This window comes from Kitasatospora sp. NPDC048286 (assembly GCF_043201735.1).
Taxonomy (GTDB): domain Bacteria; phylum Actinomycetota; class Actinomycetes; order Streptomycetales; family Streptomycetaceae; genus Kitasatospora.
On sequence record NZ_JBICZE010000006.1, the window covers coordinates 380869 to 398924 of the forward strand.

General features: G+C 74.2%; 15 protein-coding genes. 12 read left to right on the plus strand and 3 right to left on the minus strand.

Annotated features, from left to right (window positions below):
- Positions 1–140 precede the first annotated feature (140 nt).
- Positions 141–1280, minus strand: coding sequence for a polysaccharide deacetylase family protein (locus ACGF13_RS17215; RefSeq protein WP_392875788.1), 1140 nt, complete (start codon positions 1278–1280; stop codon positions 141–143).
- Positions 1281–1511: 231 nt separating this feature from the next.
- A complete protein-coding gene (locus ACGF13_RS17220) occupies positions 1512–3338 on the minus strand; it encodes an AMP-dependent synthetase/ligase (protein WP_392875205.1) in 1827 nt (608 codons plus the stop codon).
- A gap of 435 nt (positions 3339–3773) precedes the next feature.
- Between ACGF13_RS17220 and ACGF13_RS17225 the strand changes: the two genes are divergently transcribed.
- The 6 genes from ACGF13_RS17225 (at position 3774) to ACGF13_RS17250 (ending at position 10623) form a co-directional block, all read left to right on the plus strand.
- Positions 3774–6857 carry a nitrate- and nitrite sensing domain-containing protein gene (locus tag ACGF13_RS17225; protein ID WP_392875208.1) on the plus strand — a complete coding sequence of 1028 codons (3084 nt, stop codon included), beginning with the start codon at positions 3774–3776 and terminating at the stop codon, positions 6855–6857.
- Positions 6854–7273: a roadblock/LC7 domain-containing protein gene (locus ACGF13_RS17230; RefSeq protein ID WP_392875211.1), complete on the plus strand. Its 420-nt coding sequence runs from the start codon at positions 6854–6856 to the stop codon at positions 7271–7273. The genes ACGF13_RS17225 and ACGF13_RS17230 overlap by 4 nt, the downstream gene beginning before the upstream one ends.
- A gap of 203 nt (positions 7274–7476) precedes the next feature.
- On the plus strand, positions 7477–7926 hold the full coding sequence (locus ACGF13_RS17235; protein WP_392875214.1) for a DUF742 domain-containing protein: 450 nt from the start codon (positions 7477–7479) through the stop codon (positions 7924–7926).
- 103 nt (positions 7927–8029) lie between these two features.
- A complete protein-coding gene (locus ACGF13_RS17240) occupies positions 8030–8578 on the plus strand; it encodes an ATP/GTP-binding protein (RefSeq protein ID WP_392875791.1) in 549 nt (182 codons plus the stop codon).
- Between the two features lie 479 nt (positions 8579–9057).
- On the plus strand, positions 9058–9246 hold the full coding sequence (locus ACGF13_RS17245; protein WP_392875217.1) for a hypothetical protein: 189 nt from the start codon (positions 9058–9060) through the stop codon (positions 9244–9246).
- Between the two features lie 486 nt (positions 9247–9732).
- Positions 9733–10623: a winged helix-turn-helix domain-containing protein gene (locus ACGF13_RS17250; RefSeq protein WP_392875220.1), complete on the plus strand. Its 891-nt coding sequence runs from the start codon at positions 9733–9735 to the stop codon at positions 10621–10623.
- Between the two features lie 165 nt (positions 10624–10788).
- Here ACGF13_RS17250 and ACGF13_RS17255 read toward each other — a convergent pair whose 3' ends face one another.
- Positions 10789–11571: an IclR family transcriptional regulator gene (locus ACGF13_RS17255; RefSeq protein WP_392875223.1), complete on the minus strand. Its 783-nt coding sequence runs from the start codon at positions 11569–11571 to the stop codon at positions 10789–10791.
- Between the two features lie 426 nt (positions 11572–11997).
- Between ACGF13_RS17255 and ACGF13_RS17260 the strand changes: the two genes are divergently transcribed.
- The 6 genes from ACGF13_RS17260 to ACGF13_RS17285 all read left to right on the plus strand — a co-directional run bounded on the left by ACGF13_RS17260 (position 11998) and on the right by ACGF13_RS17285 (position 17979).
- A complete protein-coding gene (locus ACGF13_RS17260) occupies positions 11998–13107 on the plus strand; it encodes an ABC transporter substrate-binding protein (RefSeq protein WP_392875226.1) in 1110 nt (369 codons plus the stop codon).
- A gap of 79 nt (positions 13108–13186) precedes the next feature.
- Entirely contained in the window at positions 13187–14215 is a 1029-nt protein-coding gene (locus ACGF13_RS17265; protein ID WP_392875228.1) for an ABC transporter substrate-binding protein, read from the plus strand.
- The gene (locus ACGF13_RS17270) at positions 14212–15078 is read left to right on the plus strand and encodes an ABC transporter permease (protein WP_392875230.1); all 867 of its coding nucleotides are present in this window, start codon (positions 14212–14214) and stop codon (positions 15076–15078) included. The genes ACGF13_RS17265 and ACGF13_RS17270 overlap by 4 nt, the downstream gene beginning before the upstream one ends.
- Entirely contained in the window at positions 15075–15845 is a 771-nt protein-coding gene (locus ACGF13_RS17275) for an ABC transporter ATP-binding protein (RefSeq protein WP_392875233.1), read from the plus strand. The genes ACGF13_RS17270 and ACGF13_RS17275 overlap by 4 nt, the downstream gene beginning before the upstream one ends.
- Positions 15846–15981: 136 nt before the next feature.
- Entirely contained in the window at positions 15982–16887 is a 906-nt protein-coding gene (locus tag ACGF13_RS17280) for an ABC transporter substrate-binding protein (RefSeq protein ID WP_392875235.1), read from the plus strand.
- A 3-nt stretch (positions 16888–16890) separates the two neighbouring features.
- Positions 16891–17979 carry an LLM class flavin-dependent oxidoreductase gene (locus ACGF13_RS17285; RefSeq protein ID WP_392875238.1) on the plus strand — a complete coding sequence of 363 codons (1089 nt, stop codon included), beginning with the start codon at positions 16891–16893 and terminating at the stop codon, positions 17977–17979.
- Positions 17980–18056 lie beyond the last annotated feature (77 nt).

Genomic DNA, 18056 nt, shown 5'->3' on the forward strand with positions numbered 1-18056 from the left:
CGCCGGGCGCCCCCCGGCCGCGCGCCCCCCCCCCCCGCCCCCCCCCCCGCCCCGGGGGGCCCCCGGGGGGGGGCCCCCCCGGCCCCCCCCCCCCCCCGGGCCCCGCCGCCGGGGGGGGCCCCCCCCCACGGCGGTGCCGGTCAGCGCAGGTAGTCGACCAGGCCGGCCGGCTTGAGCCCGGCGGCGTCGGCGGCGGCGAGGGCGCGCTGGAGGTCGACGGCGAGGGTGTCGGTCCAGTGCATCAGGACGACGTCGCCCGGCTGCAGCAGGCCAGGGTGCCAGATGTTGGACGCGCCCCAGCTGAAGTCCGCGTCGGCGGTGAGCACGGTGCGGATGCCGCAGTTGGCGGCGGCCTGGAGGGTGTCGGCGTTCCAGGCGAAGAACGGCGGGCGGAAGAACGTCGGCGCGGTGCCGAAGAGGCGGGTCATGGCGTCCCGGGCGTCGCAGATCTCGACCTGCTGCTGTTCCAGCGGGAGTTTGCCGAGGTCGGCGTGGGAGACGCTGTGGTCCTGGACCGAGGAGCCGGGCACGGCGGTGACCCGCCGGAAGAAGGCCGGGTCGGCGGCGGCCGGCATCGGTAGCGGGAAGGCGGTGATCGGCAGCCGGTGGTCGGCGATGAACCGCTCCGCCTCGGGGGTGCGCTGCCAGCCGTCGTCCACGGTGAAGAAGACGACCTTGTCGTCGGTGGGGACGGAGCCCGCGGCGACGGCCGGGGCGGGCGCGGGGCCGTCCACCCGGACGTCGTCCACCGAGAACGGGCCCTGCTGGTACCAGCCGTGCACGTACAGTCGGACGCTGTGCGCGTTCGGGCCGGTGGTGAACCGGGTGCTCAGCCGCTGCCAGCCGCCGCCGGTGCTCTCCGTCCAGGCGGGCGCGACGTCCTTGCCGGTGCCGGTGGCGCCCAGGTAGACGAAGTCGCCGCGCACCCACGCGGAGGCGGTGTAGGTGGTGCCGGGCTGGACCGCGACGGTCTGCGCGCACTCGCCGGTGGAGTCGGCGTTCGCCGGGGTGACGGTCAGCGCCGAGGCACCGGTGTGCGGGGCGGTGGCGGTGACGGCCGCCTCGGCCGGTCCGCCGGTGCAGGTCCAGCCGGGGATGCTGCCCCAGTCGGCGAGGTCGGGGGAGGGTGCCTCGAAGCCGGGGTTGGTGGCGAGGTTGACGGTCTGTGCGGCCTGGGTGGTCTGCGCGGTTGGTGCGGCCTGCGTGCTCGGCGCGGTGAGGCCGGTGAGGCCGGTGAGCAGCGCGGCCGAGGCGGCCAGCGCGGACAGGCGCATGGACATCGACACGTGGGGACTCCAGCAGGTGGGGGCACGCCCGTGGGGAGGGCGTGAGCGGAATCGGACCGTGGAACTCGGGAACGTGTCGCAACAATGGACTAGACCAATAGGGTCGTCAAGGGAACGGCGGATGAACCCGGTGGTCGTCGCTCGGCCACCGCGCCCGCGACACAAGGGGCAAGACGGTACGTCAGGGACCGCACGGACAGGTCGGGTTCGGGCGGGCAGGCCGGTTCAGGACAGGTACAGCTCCTCGATGTCCGCCGCGTAGTGCTCGGCGATCGCCGCCCGCCGCAGTTTGAGTGAAGGGGTCAGCAGCCCCTGCTCCTCACTGAACTCCCGTGGCAGCAGCCGGAACGCGCGGATCGATTCGGCCCGTGAGACCGCCGTGTTCGCGGCCGCCACCGCACGCTGCACCTCCACGTGCAGGTCCTCGTCCGCGAGCACCGTCCAGGGGTCCCGCTGCTCCCACCCGCGCGACTTCAGCCAGTGCGCCAGCGCCGCCGGGTCGAGCGTGATCAGCGCCGCCACGTACGGCCGGTCGTCGCCCACCACCAGACACTGGGAGACCAGCGGGTGCGCCTCGACCCGCTCCTCCAGGGCCGCCGGGGCCAGGTTCTTGCCACTGCTGGTGACGATGAGGTCCTTCTTGCGGCCGGTGATGCTGAGGTAGCCGTCCTCGTCCAGTCGGCCCAGGTCGCCGGTCGCGAACCAGCCGTCGACCAGGGACTCGGCCGTGCAGCGCGGATGGTTGAGGTAGCCGCCGAAGACCGAGCCGCCGCGCACCCACACCTCGCCGTCGTCGGCGATCGCCACCGAGGCGCCCGGCACCGGCTGCCCGACCGTGCCGAGCTTCTGCCGGCCGACCGGGTTGCCGGTGATCGCGGCGGTGGTCTCGGTCAGCCCGTAGCCCTCGTACAACTGGAGGCCGGCGCCGGTGAAGAACAGACCCAGTTCGCGCCGGAGCGTGGAGCCCCCGCACATCACGCTGCGCACCCGGCCGCCGAGCACCGCCCGCAGTTTTGGGTAGACCGTCCGCTCGTACGCGAGGTGACGCAGCCGCAGGGCCGCGCCCGGGCCGGGGCCGCGGCCGAACGCCTTCTGCTCCCGGGCGGAGGCCCAGTCGACGGCCACCTGTCGCGCCTGTTCGAAGAGTTCGCCGCGTCCGGCGTCCTCGGCGGCCCGCCGGGCCTGCCGGAAGATCTTCTCGAAGACGTACGGGACGGCGTGCAGGAAGGTCGGGCGGAAGGTCTCCAGCGCGGGCAGCAGCGCGTCGGTGGAGACCTCGGGGACGTGCCCGATCCGGAAGCCGCCGCGGATCGCCGCGATCTGCACGGCCCGTCCGTAGACGTGCGCGAGCGGCAGGAACAGCAGGGTGGCGGGACGGCCGCCGCCGGTGTCGCGCAGGACGTCCCCCCAGCCGGCGAGCAGGGCGTCGGCCTCGGCGGCCAGGTTGGCGTGGGTGATCAGGCAGCCCTTGGGGCGGCCGGTGGTGCCCGAGGTGTAGACGACCGTGGCGATGTTCTCGGCGGCGACGCCGAGGCGCTGGCGGTGCACCAGGGCGTCGGGCACGCCGCGGCCGTCCTCGGTGATCGCGGCGACGCAGTCGCGGTCCAGCTGCCAGATTCCGGTGAGGTCGGGCAGCGCGTCGCAGACCGCGCCGACCGTCATCGCGGCGTCCTCGTCCTCGACCAGGCAGGCCACCGCCTGGGTCTCGGCGAGGATCCAGCGCACCTGCTCGGCGGCGGCGGTGGGGTAGACGGGGACGGTGATCGCGCCGATCGACCAGAGTGCGTAGTCGAACAGTGTCCACTCGTAGCGGGTGCGGGACATCAGGGCGACCCGGTCGCCGTAGCGCACGCCATGGGTGAGCAGGCCCTTGGCCAGGGCGAGCACCTGGGCCCGGAACTCCCGGGCGGTGACGTCCCGCCACTGGCCGTCCTCGGCCCGCCGGGACAGCTGGACCAGGTCGGGGGTGCGCTCGGCGGTGTCGTAGAGGGAGTCGGCGAGTCCTCCGGTGGCCTCGGACGCGGCCGGGGCGGGAGTGGTGAACTCGCGCACGGTCCTCCCCAGTTCGGTGCCGGTGGTACGGGGTGGGCCGAAACTATCGGATCGTCCCGGCACTGCCCAGGGTTGTGACGGTGACGCGACGAGATCGGCACGGGTCGCCTCGGGTGGTGCCGCCCACGGGGAGGCGCGGGGGAGGAATCGCGGAGGACGCGGGGGAGGAACCGGGGAGGACGCGGAGGAGGAACCGGGGAGGAACCGGGGAGGACACGGGGCCCGCTGTCAACCCCGCCGTCCGGGCACCGGCGGGCGTCACCGCCTCTCGAAGGAGTGGTGACGGCGTAGTAGAGTCTCGCAGACCTGTGGCCGGGAACCCTCCTCCGACCTTTCCCTCAGCACCTCCACGCCGCCCCACGCCGCTGTCCGGCCCGGCCCCACGCCACCCCACCGCTCCCCGTCCACGCCTGGCCATCCCCGACCGAGGACTCCATGCGTCTGCGCAGCAGCTCGATCCGCGCGAAGATCATCGCGCTGCTCCTGGTGCCCATCGTCGCGCTCGCCGCCCTGTGGGCGTACGCGACGATCGCCACCACCGGGGACGTCTGGAGCCAGCTCGGCATCAGCCGTACGTACAAGGAGTTCGCGGGCCCGGTCGACCAGTACACCGGCGACCTGCAGAACGAGCGCCGCGCCGCCGTCCAGCGGCTGGCGGACCCGCGCTCGCCGGTCGCCAGGGAGGCCTACGAACAGGCCAAGGCCGCCACCGACCGCAGCCTGGAGGTGCTGCGGCAGAAGAAGGACGGCTCCGCGGGCAAGCTCTCCGCCCCCCAGCGCGGCCGCTTCGTGCAGATCATCGCGGCCGCCGACCAGCTCGGACCGCTGCGCGCCCAGGTCGGCCGCTCCGCGCTGAACTGGGAGTTCGCGCTGGGCCAGTACAGCGACCTGGTCAAGCCGGTGTTCGGCTTCCGGTCCGCCTACGTCGCCCGGCAGAGCGGCCAGCTCCCCCGCCAGGGCACCATCCTGATCGAGCTGGTGCGCGCCCGCGAGTACCTGTCGCAGGAGGACGCGGCGATGGAGGGCCTGCGCACCGGCGTCGCCAAGCCCACCGCCGAGCAGTACCAGGCCGCGCTGGACGCCCTGCACAACCAGCAGGCGCTGTTCACCGTCTACGTCGCCGAGCTGGACCCCGCCGACCAGTCCGACTACATCGCGCTGCGCGGCGGCGAGGCCTGGGGCGCGCTCGCCCGCGCCGAGGCGGACTTCGTCGGCGCCGGCGGCCCCGACCGGGTGGTGCAGGCGCTCAACAGCGACTCCTGGCGGGAGACCGCCGACCGGGCGCTCGGCGACCTCGCCTCGATCAACAGCCGGATCTCCGCCGGGCTGGACGAGCGCGCGCGGTCCACCTCGATGGGACTGCTGTGGCGCGGCGGCATCGCCGGTGCCATCGGCCTGGTCGCCGTGGTGCTGTCGATCATGATCTCGTTCCGGATCGGCCGGGGCCTGGCCCGGCAGCTGATCGGCCTGCGCAACGCGGCCGACGAGCTGGCCGGCACCCGGCTGCCGTCCGTCATGCTGCGGCTGCGCCGCGGCGAGCCGGTGGACGTGGCCACCGAGGCCCCCGAGCTGCACTTCGGGGACTCCGAGATCGGCCAGGTCGGCCAGGCCTTCAACGCGGTGCAGCGGGCCGCCGTCGAGGCCGCCGTCGAACAGGCCGAACTGCGGCGCGGGGTCTCGGCGGTCTTCGTCAACCTGGCCCGGCGCAGCCAGGTGCTGCTGCACCGCCAGCTCACCCTGCTCGACACCATGGAGCGTCGCACCGAGAACCCGGCGGAGCTGGAGGACCTCTTCAAGGTCGACCACCTCACCACCCGCATGCGCCGGCACGCCGAGGGCCTGATCATCCTGGCCGGCGGTTCGCCCGGGCGTGCCTGGCGCAAGCCGGTCCGGATGGTGGACGTGGTCCGGGCGGCGGTCGGCGAGGTCGAGGACTACGCCCGGGTGATCGTCCGGCCGTTCCCCGGCACCGGCCTGCTCGGCAGCGCCGTCGCGGACGTCACCCACCTGGTCGCCGAACTCGTCGAGAACGCCGCGGTGTTCTCCCCGCCGAGCACCCAGGTCACCGTCCAGGGCGAGGTGGTGGCGCACGGCTTCGCGCTGGAGATCGACGACCGCGGCCTCGGGCTGAGCGAGCAGCTGCTCGCCGAGATCAACGAACGCCTCGCCGTGGAGCAGGAGTTCGACCTCGCCGACACCGACCGGCTGGGCCTGTTCGTGGTCAGCCGGCTGGCCCGCCGGCACGGCATCCGGGTGCACCTGCGGCCGTCCCCGTACGGCGGGACGACGGCGGTGGTGCTGATCCCGCGCGAGCTGCTCGCGGAGGCTCCGGACGGGACGCCGGAGCCGGGCGCGGCCGGGCAGCGGCCCGCGGCGGGCGGCCGGCGCGGGCAGCGGGACCTGGTCGCGGTGCCGGGGTCGGGGGGAGCCACCCCGTCGGCGGCCACGCTCGGGTCCGGCGGTGCCGGGGCCGGTACGGCTACCCGAGGTCGCACGGGAGCCGGCGCCGACGGCGGCGCGGGTGGCCTGGCCGGCAAGCACCGCGGGACGACGGGCGGGCCGAGGCCCTCCACGCCCGACGCGGGCCGTACGCCGGGCGGGCTGCCGCGCCGGGCCTCCCGGAGCAGGGGCGGGCCGGTGCTGGTCCCCGCTCCCGCGGCGGACACCGAGGACGCGCCGGGGACGGGCCGTCACCGGCGGGAGGACGCCGTGGTGGCCGCGGCCGAGGCGGCCGTCGCGGCTGCAGGTGCGGTTGCCGGTCCGGCCGGGGCCGGTCCGGCGGTGGCGGACGGCGACGACGCCACCGGCGCCGTCGGGTGGGCCGACGCTGCTCCTGCTCCCGCTCCCGTCGTGGACGCCGCGCCGCTCCGGACGGCGGGCGGCCTGCCCCGGCGGGTCCGGCAGGCGAACCTGGCGCCGCAGCTCAGGGACCAGCTCACGGAACAGCTGAAGGAACGGTTCCGCAACGGGTCCGAAACCGACGGCGGGGAGACCCGCGAGGTCAGGGAGCGCTCGCCCGAGGAGGCCCGGGCCACCTTCGCCTCGTTCCAGCGCGGCTTCACCAAGGGGCGGGGCGCCACGGCTCCGGCGGACCGCACGGGTGCGTCCACCGGCGCGTCCACGGGTCGCACCGGTGCGCCGGCGGACCGCCCCGGTGCTCCGTTGACGGATCGTCCCGGCACGCCCGACGATCGTCCCGGACGGACGGAGGGACGGTCCACCGCCGTACCGGTCTGGCAGCCGCCGGACCGGTCCCGGCGGGCGATCGGCCCGGCGCCCGCCCCGGCGGCGCTGCCCGCGCCGCAGGACACCGGCCGGGCGCCGCTCGCGCGTCGGGTGCCGCCCGGGCAGCCGGTCCGCCGGAGCCCGGACACCGGTGCGCCCGCGCCACCCGCCGTACTCGCGCCACCTGCCGTACCTGCTCCACCCGTCGTACCCGCGCCACCTGTCGTACCTGCTCCACACGCACCACCCGCTCCACACGCACCACCCGCTCCAGCGGAAGGAACTGATTCATGACCACGTCGATGCAGTCGCCCGGGGACCTCAACTGGCTCCTGGACGACCTGGTGGGGCGCGTCGCGGCCCTGCGGCACGCGGTGATCCTCTCCAACGACGGCCTGGCCACCGGTGCCTCCCGCGACCTCGACCGCGAGGACGCCGAGCACCTGGCCGCCGTCGCCGCCGGGTTCCACAGCCTGGCGAAGGGCGCCGGGGGGCACTTCAAGGTCGGTGGCGTCCGGCAGACCATGATCGAGCTGGACGAGGCCTTCCTCTTCATCACGGCCGCCGGCGACGGCAGCTGCCTGGCCGTGCTGAGCGAGGCCGAGGCGGACATCGGCCAGATCGCGTACGAGATGGCGCTGCTGGTCAAGCGGGTCGGCGAGCACATGGCCGCCGAACCGCGCACCGAAACCGCCCCGCCGGTGAGATGAGCGGTCCGATGGCGGATCCGAAGGCGGATGTGCCGGACGGTCCCGAGACGCCGGACGGCCCCCAGGTGCCGGTGGGCACGGCCGGGCCGTCCGGCGTCGGCGGTTCTGCCGGTGCCGACGGTCCGGGGGGCCCGGGCGGCTCGGGCGGCTCGGGTGGTCCGGGGGATCCGGGGGATCCGGGCAGTCCTGGCGGTCCGGAGGCCGTGGCGGGGGACGGGAAGGCGGACCCGGACGGGCCCGACGTCGACCTGTTCCGGCCGCGCACCCCGGTCGACGACCGCTGGTTCGACGACGAGGCGGGCCCGGTGGTGCGGCTCTACTCGATGACCCGCGGCCGCACCCGGCCGGTCGAGGAGGGGCTGTTCGACCTGATCTCACTGGTCACCGCCGTCGATCCCGGGCCGGTCGCGGGGGCCGTGCCCGCGCACGTCCTCGACCCGGAGCACCAGACGCTGCTCACCCTGTGCCGCCGCGAGCCGCTCTCCGTCGCCGAGCTCGGCTCCTACACCGACCTGCCGGTCAGCGTGGTGCGGGTACTGCTCGGCGACCTCTACGACGCCGAACTGATCAGCGTCACCCGACCCGTTCCGCTCGCCGAGCTGCCGGACGAGCGCCTGCTGCGAGACGTGATCAATGGACTCCGTGCGCTCTGACCCCCACCCCCACCCGGTCGCCACCGGGCCGCACCGGGACGACACCGCGCCCCGTCCGGCGAACGTCAACGACCCGCGCTGGCGCGGCGGTCCGGCCGTCGCGGTGAAGATCCTCGTCGCGGGCGGCTTCGGCGCCGGCAAGACCACCCTGGTCGGCTCGGTCAGCGAGATCCGGCCGCTGCGCACCGAGGAGGAGCTCAGCGAGCTGGGCCGCCCGGTGGACGACACCTCGGGGGTGGAGGCGAAGCGCACCACCACCGTGGCGATGGACTTCGGCCGGATCGACCTGCGGCCGGGGCTCGCGCTCTACCTGTTCGGCACGCCCGGGCAGGACCGGTTCTGGTTCGTCTGGGACGAGTTGGCCCGCGGCGCGCTCGGTGCCCTGGTGCTCGCGGACACCCGGCGGCTGGCCGACTGTTTTCCCTCGGTGGACTTCTTCGAGCAGCGCGGCATCCCGTTCCTGGTCGCGGTGAACTGCTTCGAGGGCACCGAACGGTTCGCGCCGGACGAGGTCCGCGAGGCGCTCGACCTCGACCGGGACATTCCGGTGCTGCTCTGCGACGCGCGGGTGCGGCAGGACGGCAAGGACCTCCTCGTCGCGCTGGTCGAGCACGTCGCGTCCCTCAGACGCCGCGCCACGGTCGGCGCCTGAGGGCGGCTCGGCCCCGGTCCGGATCCTGACCCGCCCGGCCCAGCCCGGCTCCGGTATGGCCCGCCCGGCCCGGCTCGGCCCGGCTCCGGTATGGCCCGCCCGGCCCGGCTCGGCCCGGCTCCGGTATGGCCCGGCCCGGCGCGGTTCGGTACCGATCCGACGAAGGCCGTGAGCCGACCGTTGTTCCGCCGTGCGACGACTCGGCAGGTGGACGCGCCGACCTGCGCGTTCCGCCGGCCGTCTCATTCGACTGTCCACATCCCGGACGATCACTGTGCGGAAGGTTGCCTAGACCGCCCCGGCCGTGGAAGGCTCTGTGGTCGAAGGCCGCCCGGCCGTGCTGTCGGGAGCGCCGGAAACGCCACGTTCACACGGGCGTTGCGACCGGCGGACGGCCTTCGACGAACCGGCGAGGCATCATCGGCGGGCACCGGCAGCGGTGCGCCGCCGGGTGGAGAACGAAGGGGGAGGGCAGCAGAATGACCGTCGGCCGACGACGCATCATCACCGCCGCGCCCGTCTCCCCGACCTCCGGCGCCCTCATGCCCGGCTTCCTCGTGCCCGGCGCCTCCATGTCCGGCGCCGCCGTGCCCGGTCCCGCCGATCCGGCGCTCACCGTCCGCCGTTACATCGACCACGCGCTGATCTGCAGCGCGTGTTGTCGCTGACCGGCCTGACCTTCCCGGTACGTCCCCGGCGCTGACGGCCCACCCGGCCCACCGCCCGACGCGCCGCCGATACCCGTCGACCAGGCCGTAGCGGACCGCCCGTCCGGCGTGCCCGCGGCCGACCAACCGGACCCGCCCAGCGGAGAGAGCACCAGTGAACATCGTCTGCCCCAGCACCGCCCCCGGCCTCGTCGGCCGTACCCGAACGACCGGGTCGGCCCCCGCGATGCGCGCGGGTGGACGGACCGGGCGGTGGAACCGGTGCGGGAGCCGTGCCGCGGACAGCCGACGGGGTCGCCCCGACCTCGAGCCGTTCTGGCCGTCCCGGCAGCCGCACCTGTTCGATCAGACGTGTCCCGGCTCGCCCAGCGCGTCCCGGCCCGCCGCCCGCTGACCCGGTCCGACCCGGTCCAGCCCAGGCAGTACGCCCGGTCGACGCGCAGACGACTCCACCCCGTCCGTCACGCGCGAAATGAGCGGCACACCATGTCTTCTTCCTCCACGGCCACCCTGCCCCTGCCCGCCGCGACCCCGCACCTGCGCGCGGTCCGCTCCGTCCCTCCGGTCTCCTCCGTTCCCGTCACCGTTCCCGTCACCGTGCCGGTCGGTCCCGGCGTGCCCGGGGCCGCCGGGCCGTCCGTCCCCTCGGCGCCGACGTCCGCCCGCTGGCCCGGGGCGGCGGCCCGTGCGCCCCATGTCGGTCCGGCCCGTGCGCCCCACGCCGGGCCGACCCACGCCGGTCCGGTTCGTCCGGCGGCCGTCCCGGCCCCCGCCGTCGCCCAGCCGGGCGCGGTGGCCCCGCAGGTGCCCCAGGCGCTGCTCGCCGCGCTGCCGGAGGGGGCGGCCGTCGTCGCCACCCTGCCGCAGGGCGTGCTGCCGCAGGGACTGCTGGCGCAGTACGGCACGCAGACCGGCGGCGCGAACGGCGGCCCGCTGGTCGGGTACCTGGTGCTGGTGCCGGCCGAGAGCCTGGCGGCGGGGACCGCGGGCCCGGGGGCGGCCGGCCTGTCGGGCGGTCCTGCCGCTGCCGGGATCGCCGGCTCCGGGGGGCACGCCGCCTCGGGGGTCCGTCCGGTCCGCCCGGCGGGACGCGGCATCGCCGTCGACACCGAGCGGCGCAACGCCTACGTCGACGGGCGGCTGCTCGACCTCACGTACCTGGAGTTCGAGCTGTTGGCCCACCTCACCGAGCACCCGCAGCGGGTGCACACCCGGGACCACCTGGTCTCCGCGGTCTGGGGCTACGGCCACGTCGGGGACGGGCGAACGGTCGACGTGCACGTCGCCCGGCTGCGCCGCAAGCTCGGACCGGCCTACCGGGACACCATCGTGACGGTCCGCCGGGTCGGCTACAAGTACACCCCGGCCGCGGTCTGACGGCGGGCCGTCGCCGTTCGGTCCGGCAGCGGACCGCTCGTCCCGGATGTGGACGGGCGGTCCGCTGCTTCATCGCGCTTCGGTTTGTCGTGCTTCGGTTCGTCGCGCTTCGGTTTGTCGTGCTTCGGCTCGTGGTGTTCCGGCTCGTGGTGTTCCGCCGGACCGTCAGGGGCGCTGGTCCGGCGGCAGGAGGAGGACGGCGAGGGCGTCGGCGCAGCTGCGGGCGTGGCTGAGGAACCAGTCCAGCCGGTCGTCGGTGAGGTGCGCGGGCGTCGAGCGGACCGCCAGGGCGAACCGCGCCTGCCCGGCGCCGTCCAGGACGGGTACGGCCACGGTCCGCACCCCGGCCGCCGACTCGCCGTCGTTGAGCGCGTGACCGGCCGTCCGCACCTTCGCCAACTCCTGGCTCAGCGCGGCGGGTTCGGTGATCGTGCGGTCGGTGAAGGAGGGCAGCGGGCCGAGTGTCGACGGTGCCGTCTCATTCGGGCGGGGCCAGGCCAGCAGGACCTTGCCGAGCGCCGTGGAGTGCAGCGGGCGGCGCAGGCCCAGTCCGGTGTCCGGGCGGACCGAGCCGCCGACCAGGATCACCGCGTGGGCGCCGCTGCGGATGGCCAGGTCGGCCGTCGCCTTGGTGCGCCTGGACAGCAGCTCCAGCTCGGGTCCGGCGAGGTGCAGCCCGCGCTGGTGGAAGGTGAGCTGGCCGAGCTCGGCGACCGCCGGACCGAGCCGGTAGCGGACGGTCTGCTCGTCCTGCTCCAGGAACCCGGCGCTGACCAGCGTGCGGGCCAGCCGGTGCGCGGTGGAGACCGACAGGCCCATCCGGCGGGCCAGGTCCGAGGCGCTCAGGTCGGGGCCGTTGTCGTGGAAGCAGTGCAGCAGTCCGAGCGCGCGCTGGACGGCCTGCGCACCGGCCGGCGGACTCTGGACGGCGGTGGCGGCCTCGGCCATGGCACCTCGCGTTTCGGTAGGAACTCCGGACGGGCGGCCGGAGGCGGGGTCTCAGCGTAGGGCAGCCAGTGCTGCGGGAATGTGTCGATGACGTTGCAATGGAATGGCGTTGATGAACAACTGATCCCACCATGTGGCAAAAGCTTGCTTCCGGCTCGCCCGCCGTGGAACGCTCCTCGTGTCGCGCCGGACGGCCACTCGGCCCGGGCGGCGCCCGCCCCGACTCCACGGAAGGAGAAGCACCGTGACGTCCCACCGGTGTCTCCCCTTCCGCGCGTGTTGTCGCTGACCGACCCCTCCACGCCCGTCCCGTCCTGCATCGTGGCGTACAACTCCCTTGTGCACTAGGCCTCCTGGGCCATCGTGCGGTGATCGCTCCCGACCTCCTCCGGCCGTCGCCGGAGCCCCCGTAGAGGACCAACTCCGTTGTCCAGTCGCATCCAGAACCCCTCCGCGCTTCCCGACACCCTCTGGTTCACCCGCTGCCCGGTGCCCACCGCGACCGGGATCGCCGCCGACCAGGGCCGGCTCGCCCGCGAGTTCGCCGCCGACGGCATCGCCGTCCGCTCGCTGCAGGACGCTCCGCCCGAGGTGGCCGCAGACCACCACTACACCCACGCGCTGACCGGCCTGTTCCGGGAGGGCGGCAACGTCCCCGCCCTGTGGGCCCGTTCGCGCGGCGAGGCGACCAGGCTGATCGGCCTCACCTGGATCGAGGAGCGCCAGGTGGTGCTGGTCCGGGCCGGTAGCGGCGTCACCGGGCCGGAGCAGCTGCGCGGGCTGCGGCTGGCGGTCCCACATCATGACATCGGCATCGACTTCTGGCGGGCCATGGCGCTGGCCGGCTTCCGCGGCGCCCTCGGGCTCGCGGGCCTCACCCTGGCGGACGCCGAACCGGTGGACGTACCCGGGATCCCCGGCGGCGGGCAGTGGTCCGCCGAACTGGCCGCACTGCGGGACGGCACGGTGGACGCCGTGTACGTGAAGGGGGCGCTCGCCGTCGAGGCGGCCCGCCGGATCGGTGCGGAGGTGGCCGTGGAACTGGACGCGGCGCCCGACCGCCGGAGCCGGGTCAACAACGGCACACCCCGGCCGATCACCGTCCACCAGCGGCTGCTGGACGAGCATCCCGAACTGGTCGCCCGTTTCCTCGCGGTGCTGCTGGAGTCCGCCGACTGGGCGGCGGAGCACCCGGAGGAGGTGGGCCGGATCCTGCGGGTCGAGACCGGCGCGGGGGCCGAGGGCGTCGCCGGAGCCTATGCGCCGGGCAGCCACCGGACCCTGCACCTGGACCTGTCGGGGGAGCGGCTGGACCTGCTGGCGCTGCAGGAACGATTCCTCAGGGAGCAGGGCTTCCTCGCCGCGCCGGTGGACGTGCAGGCGTGGGTCGACCCGGAGCCGCTCCACGCGGCCCGCGAACTGCTGCGGGTGCGGCGTTCGGGCGGGGGCGGGGGCGGGGGCGCGGGCACGGGCGGGGGCGCCGGGGCGGGTGTCGGTGCCGGTGCCGGCGGCGTTCAGATCACAGACTTCAGCTGACGGCGTTCAGCTAACAGATTTCGAAAGTTGTCAGCTGTCATCTGTCCGCTGCCATCTGTCACCCACCTGGAGAATCCCCGTGAAGACCTCCCGTCTCGTCCTCGCCGCCACCGCGCTGCTCGCCTCCACCGCCCTGGCCGCCTGCGGCTCGTCCGCCGACGGGGCCAAGGCCTCCGCCGGGGGCGGGACCGACGGCAGGGCCGACGTCGTGCTCCGCCTGCCCGACCCCGGCAACAACGGCTTCCTCGCCCGAGGCAAGAAGGACGGCTCGCTGGACCAGGCCCTGGCCGCCGTCCACGCCAAGGTCGCCTGGACCGGCAGCGCCGGCCCCTTCGCCCCCGCCGCCCAGGCCCTCTCCGCCGACCAACTGGACGTCGCCCAGGGCTCGATCACCTCGGCCGTCGCCGCACTCGCCCAGAAGCCAGGCTTCAAGCTGTTCGCCCAGACCGCGCCCGACGGCGTCGGCGAGGGGATCCTGGTGAAGAACGACTCACCCGTCAAGACCGTCCAGGACCTGGTCGGCAGGAAGGTCGCCGTCTCCCAGGGCGGCACCAGCGAATACCTGCTCCTCAAGGCGCTCGCGAAGAACGGCGTCCCGGCTGACAAGGTGGAACGGGTCTACCTGCGCGCCGACCAGACCTCCGGCGTCTTCAACTCCGGCCAGGTGGACGCCTGGGCGACCTGGAACACCTTCTCGACACCCGCCATCGCCAACACCGGAGCGCACTTCCTGGTCAACGGCCAGGAGGTCGGCTCCGACAACTACGCCGTCTGGGCGGTGCGCAACGGCTTCGCCGACAAGCACCCCGAGGTGGTGAAGGCCTTCTACGGCTACCTGCGCGAGAACGGCGAGAAGGAGAATGCCGACCCGGCCGGCTACCTCAACGTGTTCACCGACGCCGGTCCGACCGCCGTCACCCCCGCCGAGAAGGATGTCGCCGTGAACGTCAGCCGGCAGGGCACCCCGGCCGACGCCATCTCCGACGCCGACACCGCCCGCTTCGCCACCGTCGCCCGGTTCTTCGCCGACCAGAAGGTCACCAAGCAACTGGTGGACGTCAAGCCGTACCTGATCGACGTCAACAAGCTCGGGGACGGACCCAAGTGACCACCACAACCGAGGAGTTCCCACCGGCGGAAACCCGGGTGGCACTGGCCGCCGGCCTGGTCGCCCCACAGAGCCGGCGCCCCCGCCCCCGCCCCCGCGCGCTCGCCGTGACCCTGCGCACCATCGGTCCGCTCGCCCTGCTCGGTGGCTGGGCGCTCGCCTCCGCCACCGGCGCGCTGACCCAGGACGTGCTCGCCTCACCCGCCCAGGTCGCCCAGGCCGTAGGGGAGTTGTGGGGCAACGGTCAGCTGACCGACGCCCTGTCCGTCTCCCTCACCCGCGCCGGGCTGGGCCTGTTCTTCGGTGCGACCACCGGACTGGTGCTCGGTGTGGTCACCGGATTCACCCGCCTCGGCGAGGAGTTGCTCGACTCCGCGATCCAGGTCCTGCGCACCGTCCCGTTCCTGGCCCTCGTCCCGCTGTTCATGGTGTGGTTCGGCATCACCGAGACCGCGAAGGTGGCCCTGATCGCGGTCGCCACCAGCTTCCCGATGTACGTGTCCGCCTCGGGCGGAGTCCGCAGCACCGACCGCAAGCTGGTCGAGGCGATGCGCAGCTTCGGCCTCGGCCGTTGGGCGATCGTGCGCACGGTCGTGCTGCCCGGCGCGCTGCCCTCGCTGCTGTCCGGACTGCGCCTGTCGATGACGCTCAGCGTGATCGCCCTGATCGCCGCCGAGGAGATCAACTCCACCGAAGGCATCGGATACCTGATGGCCCAGGCGCAGAACTACTCGCGCACCGACGTCCTCGCCGTCTGCATCCTGATCTACGGGCTGCTCGGCCTCGCCGCCGACGGCATCGTCCGAGTCCTGGAACGCGTGCTCATGCCGTGGCGCCAGGCCGTCCAGGGAGCGGCCCGATGACCACAGACCCGACCGGCACCGCCACGCTCGCCCCCTCCGCCACGCCCGCGCCCGCCTCCGGGCCCGAGGAGGCCGTCCCGGCCGTCCACCTGCGAGGTCTGCGCCGGGTGTTCGGCACCAGGGCGGTCCTCGACGGGATCGACCTCTCCATCGTCCGCGGCGAGTTCGTCGCCCTGCTGGGCGCCAGCGGCACCGGCAAGACCACGCTGCTGCGCATCCTCGGGGCGCTCGACCGGGCCGACGAGGGAACCGTGCTCGTCCCCCCGGTGCGCACGGTGGTGTTCCAGGAGCCTCGACTGGTGCCGTCCAAACGGGTGCTCGCCAACGTCACGGTCGGTCTGCCACGCGGCGCCGCGACCCGGGAGACCGGGCTCAAGGCGCTCGCCGAGGTCGGCCTGGAGCGGCACGCCGACGCCTGGCCCGCCACCCTCTCGGGCGGTGAGGCCCAGCGTGTCGCACTCGCCAGGGCGCTCGTCCGGGAACCGCGACTCCTGCTCCTCGACGAACCGTTCGCCGCCCTCGACGCGCTCACCCGGCTGCGCATGCAGGACCTCGTCGGCGACCTGGTGCGCCGCCACCGCCCGGCCGTGCTGCTGGTCACCCACGACGTGGACGAGGCCGTACGGCTCGCCGACCGGGTCGTGGTGCTGCGCGACGGCCTGCTCGCCCGGGACGAAGCCGTCACCGTCGAGCGCCCGCGCGACCCGGCCGACCCAGCCTTCGCGGACCTCCGGCGCCGGCTGCTCGCCGACCTCGGCGTCCACTGACGCCCACCGACATTCACCGACATCCACCGACGTTCACTGACGTTCACTGACGTCCGTGCACCACCGAACTCCCCCGCGATTCCGCCGTATTCTCCGACATCCGACAAACCGAGCCCGCACCACCGGAGTTGACCAGATGACCGTCACCCTCGGCGTCCACGCCAGCAACCCCTCGCTCTACTACCTCGCCCGACTCCCGTACCTGGACGAGGAACTGGCGCCGCTCGGCGAGACCGGCGCCTTCCACCACTACACGGACGGCACCCGCACCGGAACGCTGCTCGCCGAGGGCGTCATCGACTTCGGCGGCACCGGCTCCACCCCGCCGATCACCGCCCAGGCGGCCGGCCACGACCTGGTCTACGCGGCGGTCTCCGCACCCCGCCCGGACCACGGCGCCCTGCTGGTGCTGGACTCCGGCCCGGTGCGGACGGTCGCCGACCTCAAGGGCGCCACCGTCGTCCTCGCCGTGGGCTCCTGGCAGACCCATCTGCTCGCCAAGGCCCTGCACGCGCAGGGGCTTTCGTACGGCGACGACGTCACCCCGGTGCGCCCGGCAGCCGGCGAGGACCAGTCCCGGCGGCTGCGCGACGGCGAGATCGCCGGCTGGATCGCCCAGGGCGCCGAACTCGCCGCCGCCCGCCGCACCGGCGAGTTCCGCGAACTGGTCCGCACCGCCGACGTCATCACCGACCGCTCGGTGTTCTTCACCCGCAGGGACTTCGCGACCGGGCGCCCCGAGGTCGTCGCCGCGATCGCGACCGCACTGCGCCGGGCGGACGACTGGGCGGCCGCCCACCCGACCGAGGCCGCCGCGATCGCCGCCGAGGAGCTGGGCGGCACGGCCGCCGACTGGCAGGCCGCGCTGGTCGCACTGCCCTGGCGACTGGAGCCCGCCACCGCCGCGTTCGTCGCCGAGCAGCAGGAGGCCGCGGACATCTTCCACGGCGCGGGCTTCGTCGACCGGGCGCTGACCGTCGCCGACGCCCACCTCCCCGCGCTGGAGGCCCCGGTGGCCGCCGCGCTCACGAAGGCGGTCTGAGCCGTGGCCTCCGAAGTCCTCTGGTACATCATCCCGCGCGAGGGACACTACCCCTGGGAACCGGCCGGGCGCCGCCCGGTCGACCTCCGCTACCTCCAGCAACTGGCGGGCAGCGTCGAGCGGTTGGGCTACACCGGCGCGCTGCTCGCGACCGACCTGTACGACGTCTGGACCCTCGGCAGCGCACTCGCCGCCGCCACCACCCCGGCCTTCAAGCCGCTGCTGGCCGTCCACCCCGGTCTGGTCTCGCCCACCCTGCTGGCCAAGATGGCGCTCAGCTTCGACCACCTGCACGGCGGTCGGCTGCGCTTCAACGTGGTGAACGGTTCGACCGCGCAGCTGCGCGAGTACGGGCTGGACGTCGGGCACGACGACCGGTACCGGCTCAGCGGAGAGTACTGGTCGATCGTCAAGCGCCTCACGGCGGGTGAAGTGTTCGACCACAAGGGAGAGTTCTACGAACTGAAGGACGCGGGCGCGAGCCTGCGCGAGCTGGCCCCGGTGCAGCCCGGCGGCATCCCGCTCTGGTTCGGCGGCAGTTCGGCGGCCGGCATCGAGATGGCCGCCCGGCACGTGGATGTCTACCTGACCTGGGGCGAGCCGCCGCACCTGCTCAAGGAGAAGTTGGACCTGGTCCGCGAGCGCGCCGCCGCCCACGGCCGGAGCCTGCGGATCGGGCTGCGGCTGCACCTGATCGTCCGCGACACCGAGGACGAGGCCTGGGCGGCCGCCGACCGGCTGCTGGACGTCACCAGCGAGGCCACGTACGCGCGTCAGCTGGGCGGGGCGAAGGGGGAGGACGGGGTCGGCTGGCAGCGGCAGTTCCGCCAGCACGGCGGCAAGGTGCCGGCGCGGGCCCGGGAGCTGGAGGCCTACCCCAACCTCTGGCCGGGGATGAGCCTGTTCCGCCCGGGCCCCGGCACGGCTGTGGTCGGATCGACGGCCCAGGTGATCGAGCGCCTGCAGGAGTTCGAGGCGCTGGGCGTCGACACCTTCATCCTCTCGGGCAATCCGCTGCTGGAGGAGGCTCACCGGGTTGCAGAAACGGTTCTGCCCGCCCTGGGTATCAAGCGGCCGGCGCCAAACGGTTGATGCCCGACGGCTGACAGGTGACAAGCGACGGATAACAGATGACAGCTGACAGATCTTGAAATCTGTCAGCCGTCATC

Bases quoted from the DNA above. Each gene is read 5' to 3' on its own strand.
- ACGF13_RS17215 (WP_392875788.1), bottom strand. From the start codon at position 1,280: ATGTCCATGCGCCTGTCCGCGCTGGCCGCCTCGGCCGCGCTGCTCACC.
- ACGF13_RS17225 (WP_392875208.1), top strand. From the start codon at position 3,774: ATGCGTCTGCGCAGCAGCTCGATCCGCGCGAAGATCATCGCGCTGCTC.
- ACGF13_RS17230 (WP_392875211.1), top strand. From the start codon at position 6,854: ATGACCACGTCGATGCAGTCGCCCGGGGACCTCAACTGGCTCCTGGAC.
- ACGF13_RS17245 (WP_392875217.1), top strand. From the start codon at position 9,058: ATGACCGTCGGCCGACGACGCATCATCACCGCCGCGCCCGTCTCCCCG.
- ACGF13_RS17250 (WP_392875220.1), top strand. From the start codon at position 9,733: ATGTCTTCTTCCTCCACGGCCACCCTGCCCCTGCCCGCCGCGACCCCG.
- ACGF13_RS17255 (WP_392875223.1), bottom strand. From the start codon at position 11,571: ATGGCCGAGGCCGCCACCGCCGTCCAGAGTCCGCCGGCCGGTGCGCAG.
- ACGF13_RS17275 (WP_392875233.1), top strand. From the start codon at position 15,075: ATGACCACAGACCCGACCGGCACCGCCACGCTCGCCCCCTCCGCCACG.
- ACGF13_RS17280 (WP_392875235.1), top strand. From the start codon at position 15,982: ATGACCGTCACCCTCGGCGTCCACGCCAGCAACCCCTCGCTCTACTAC.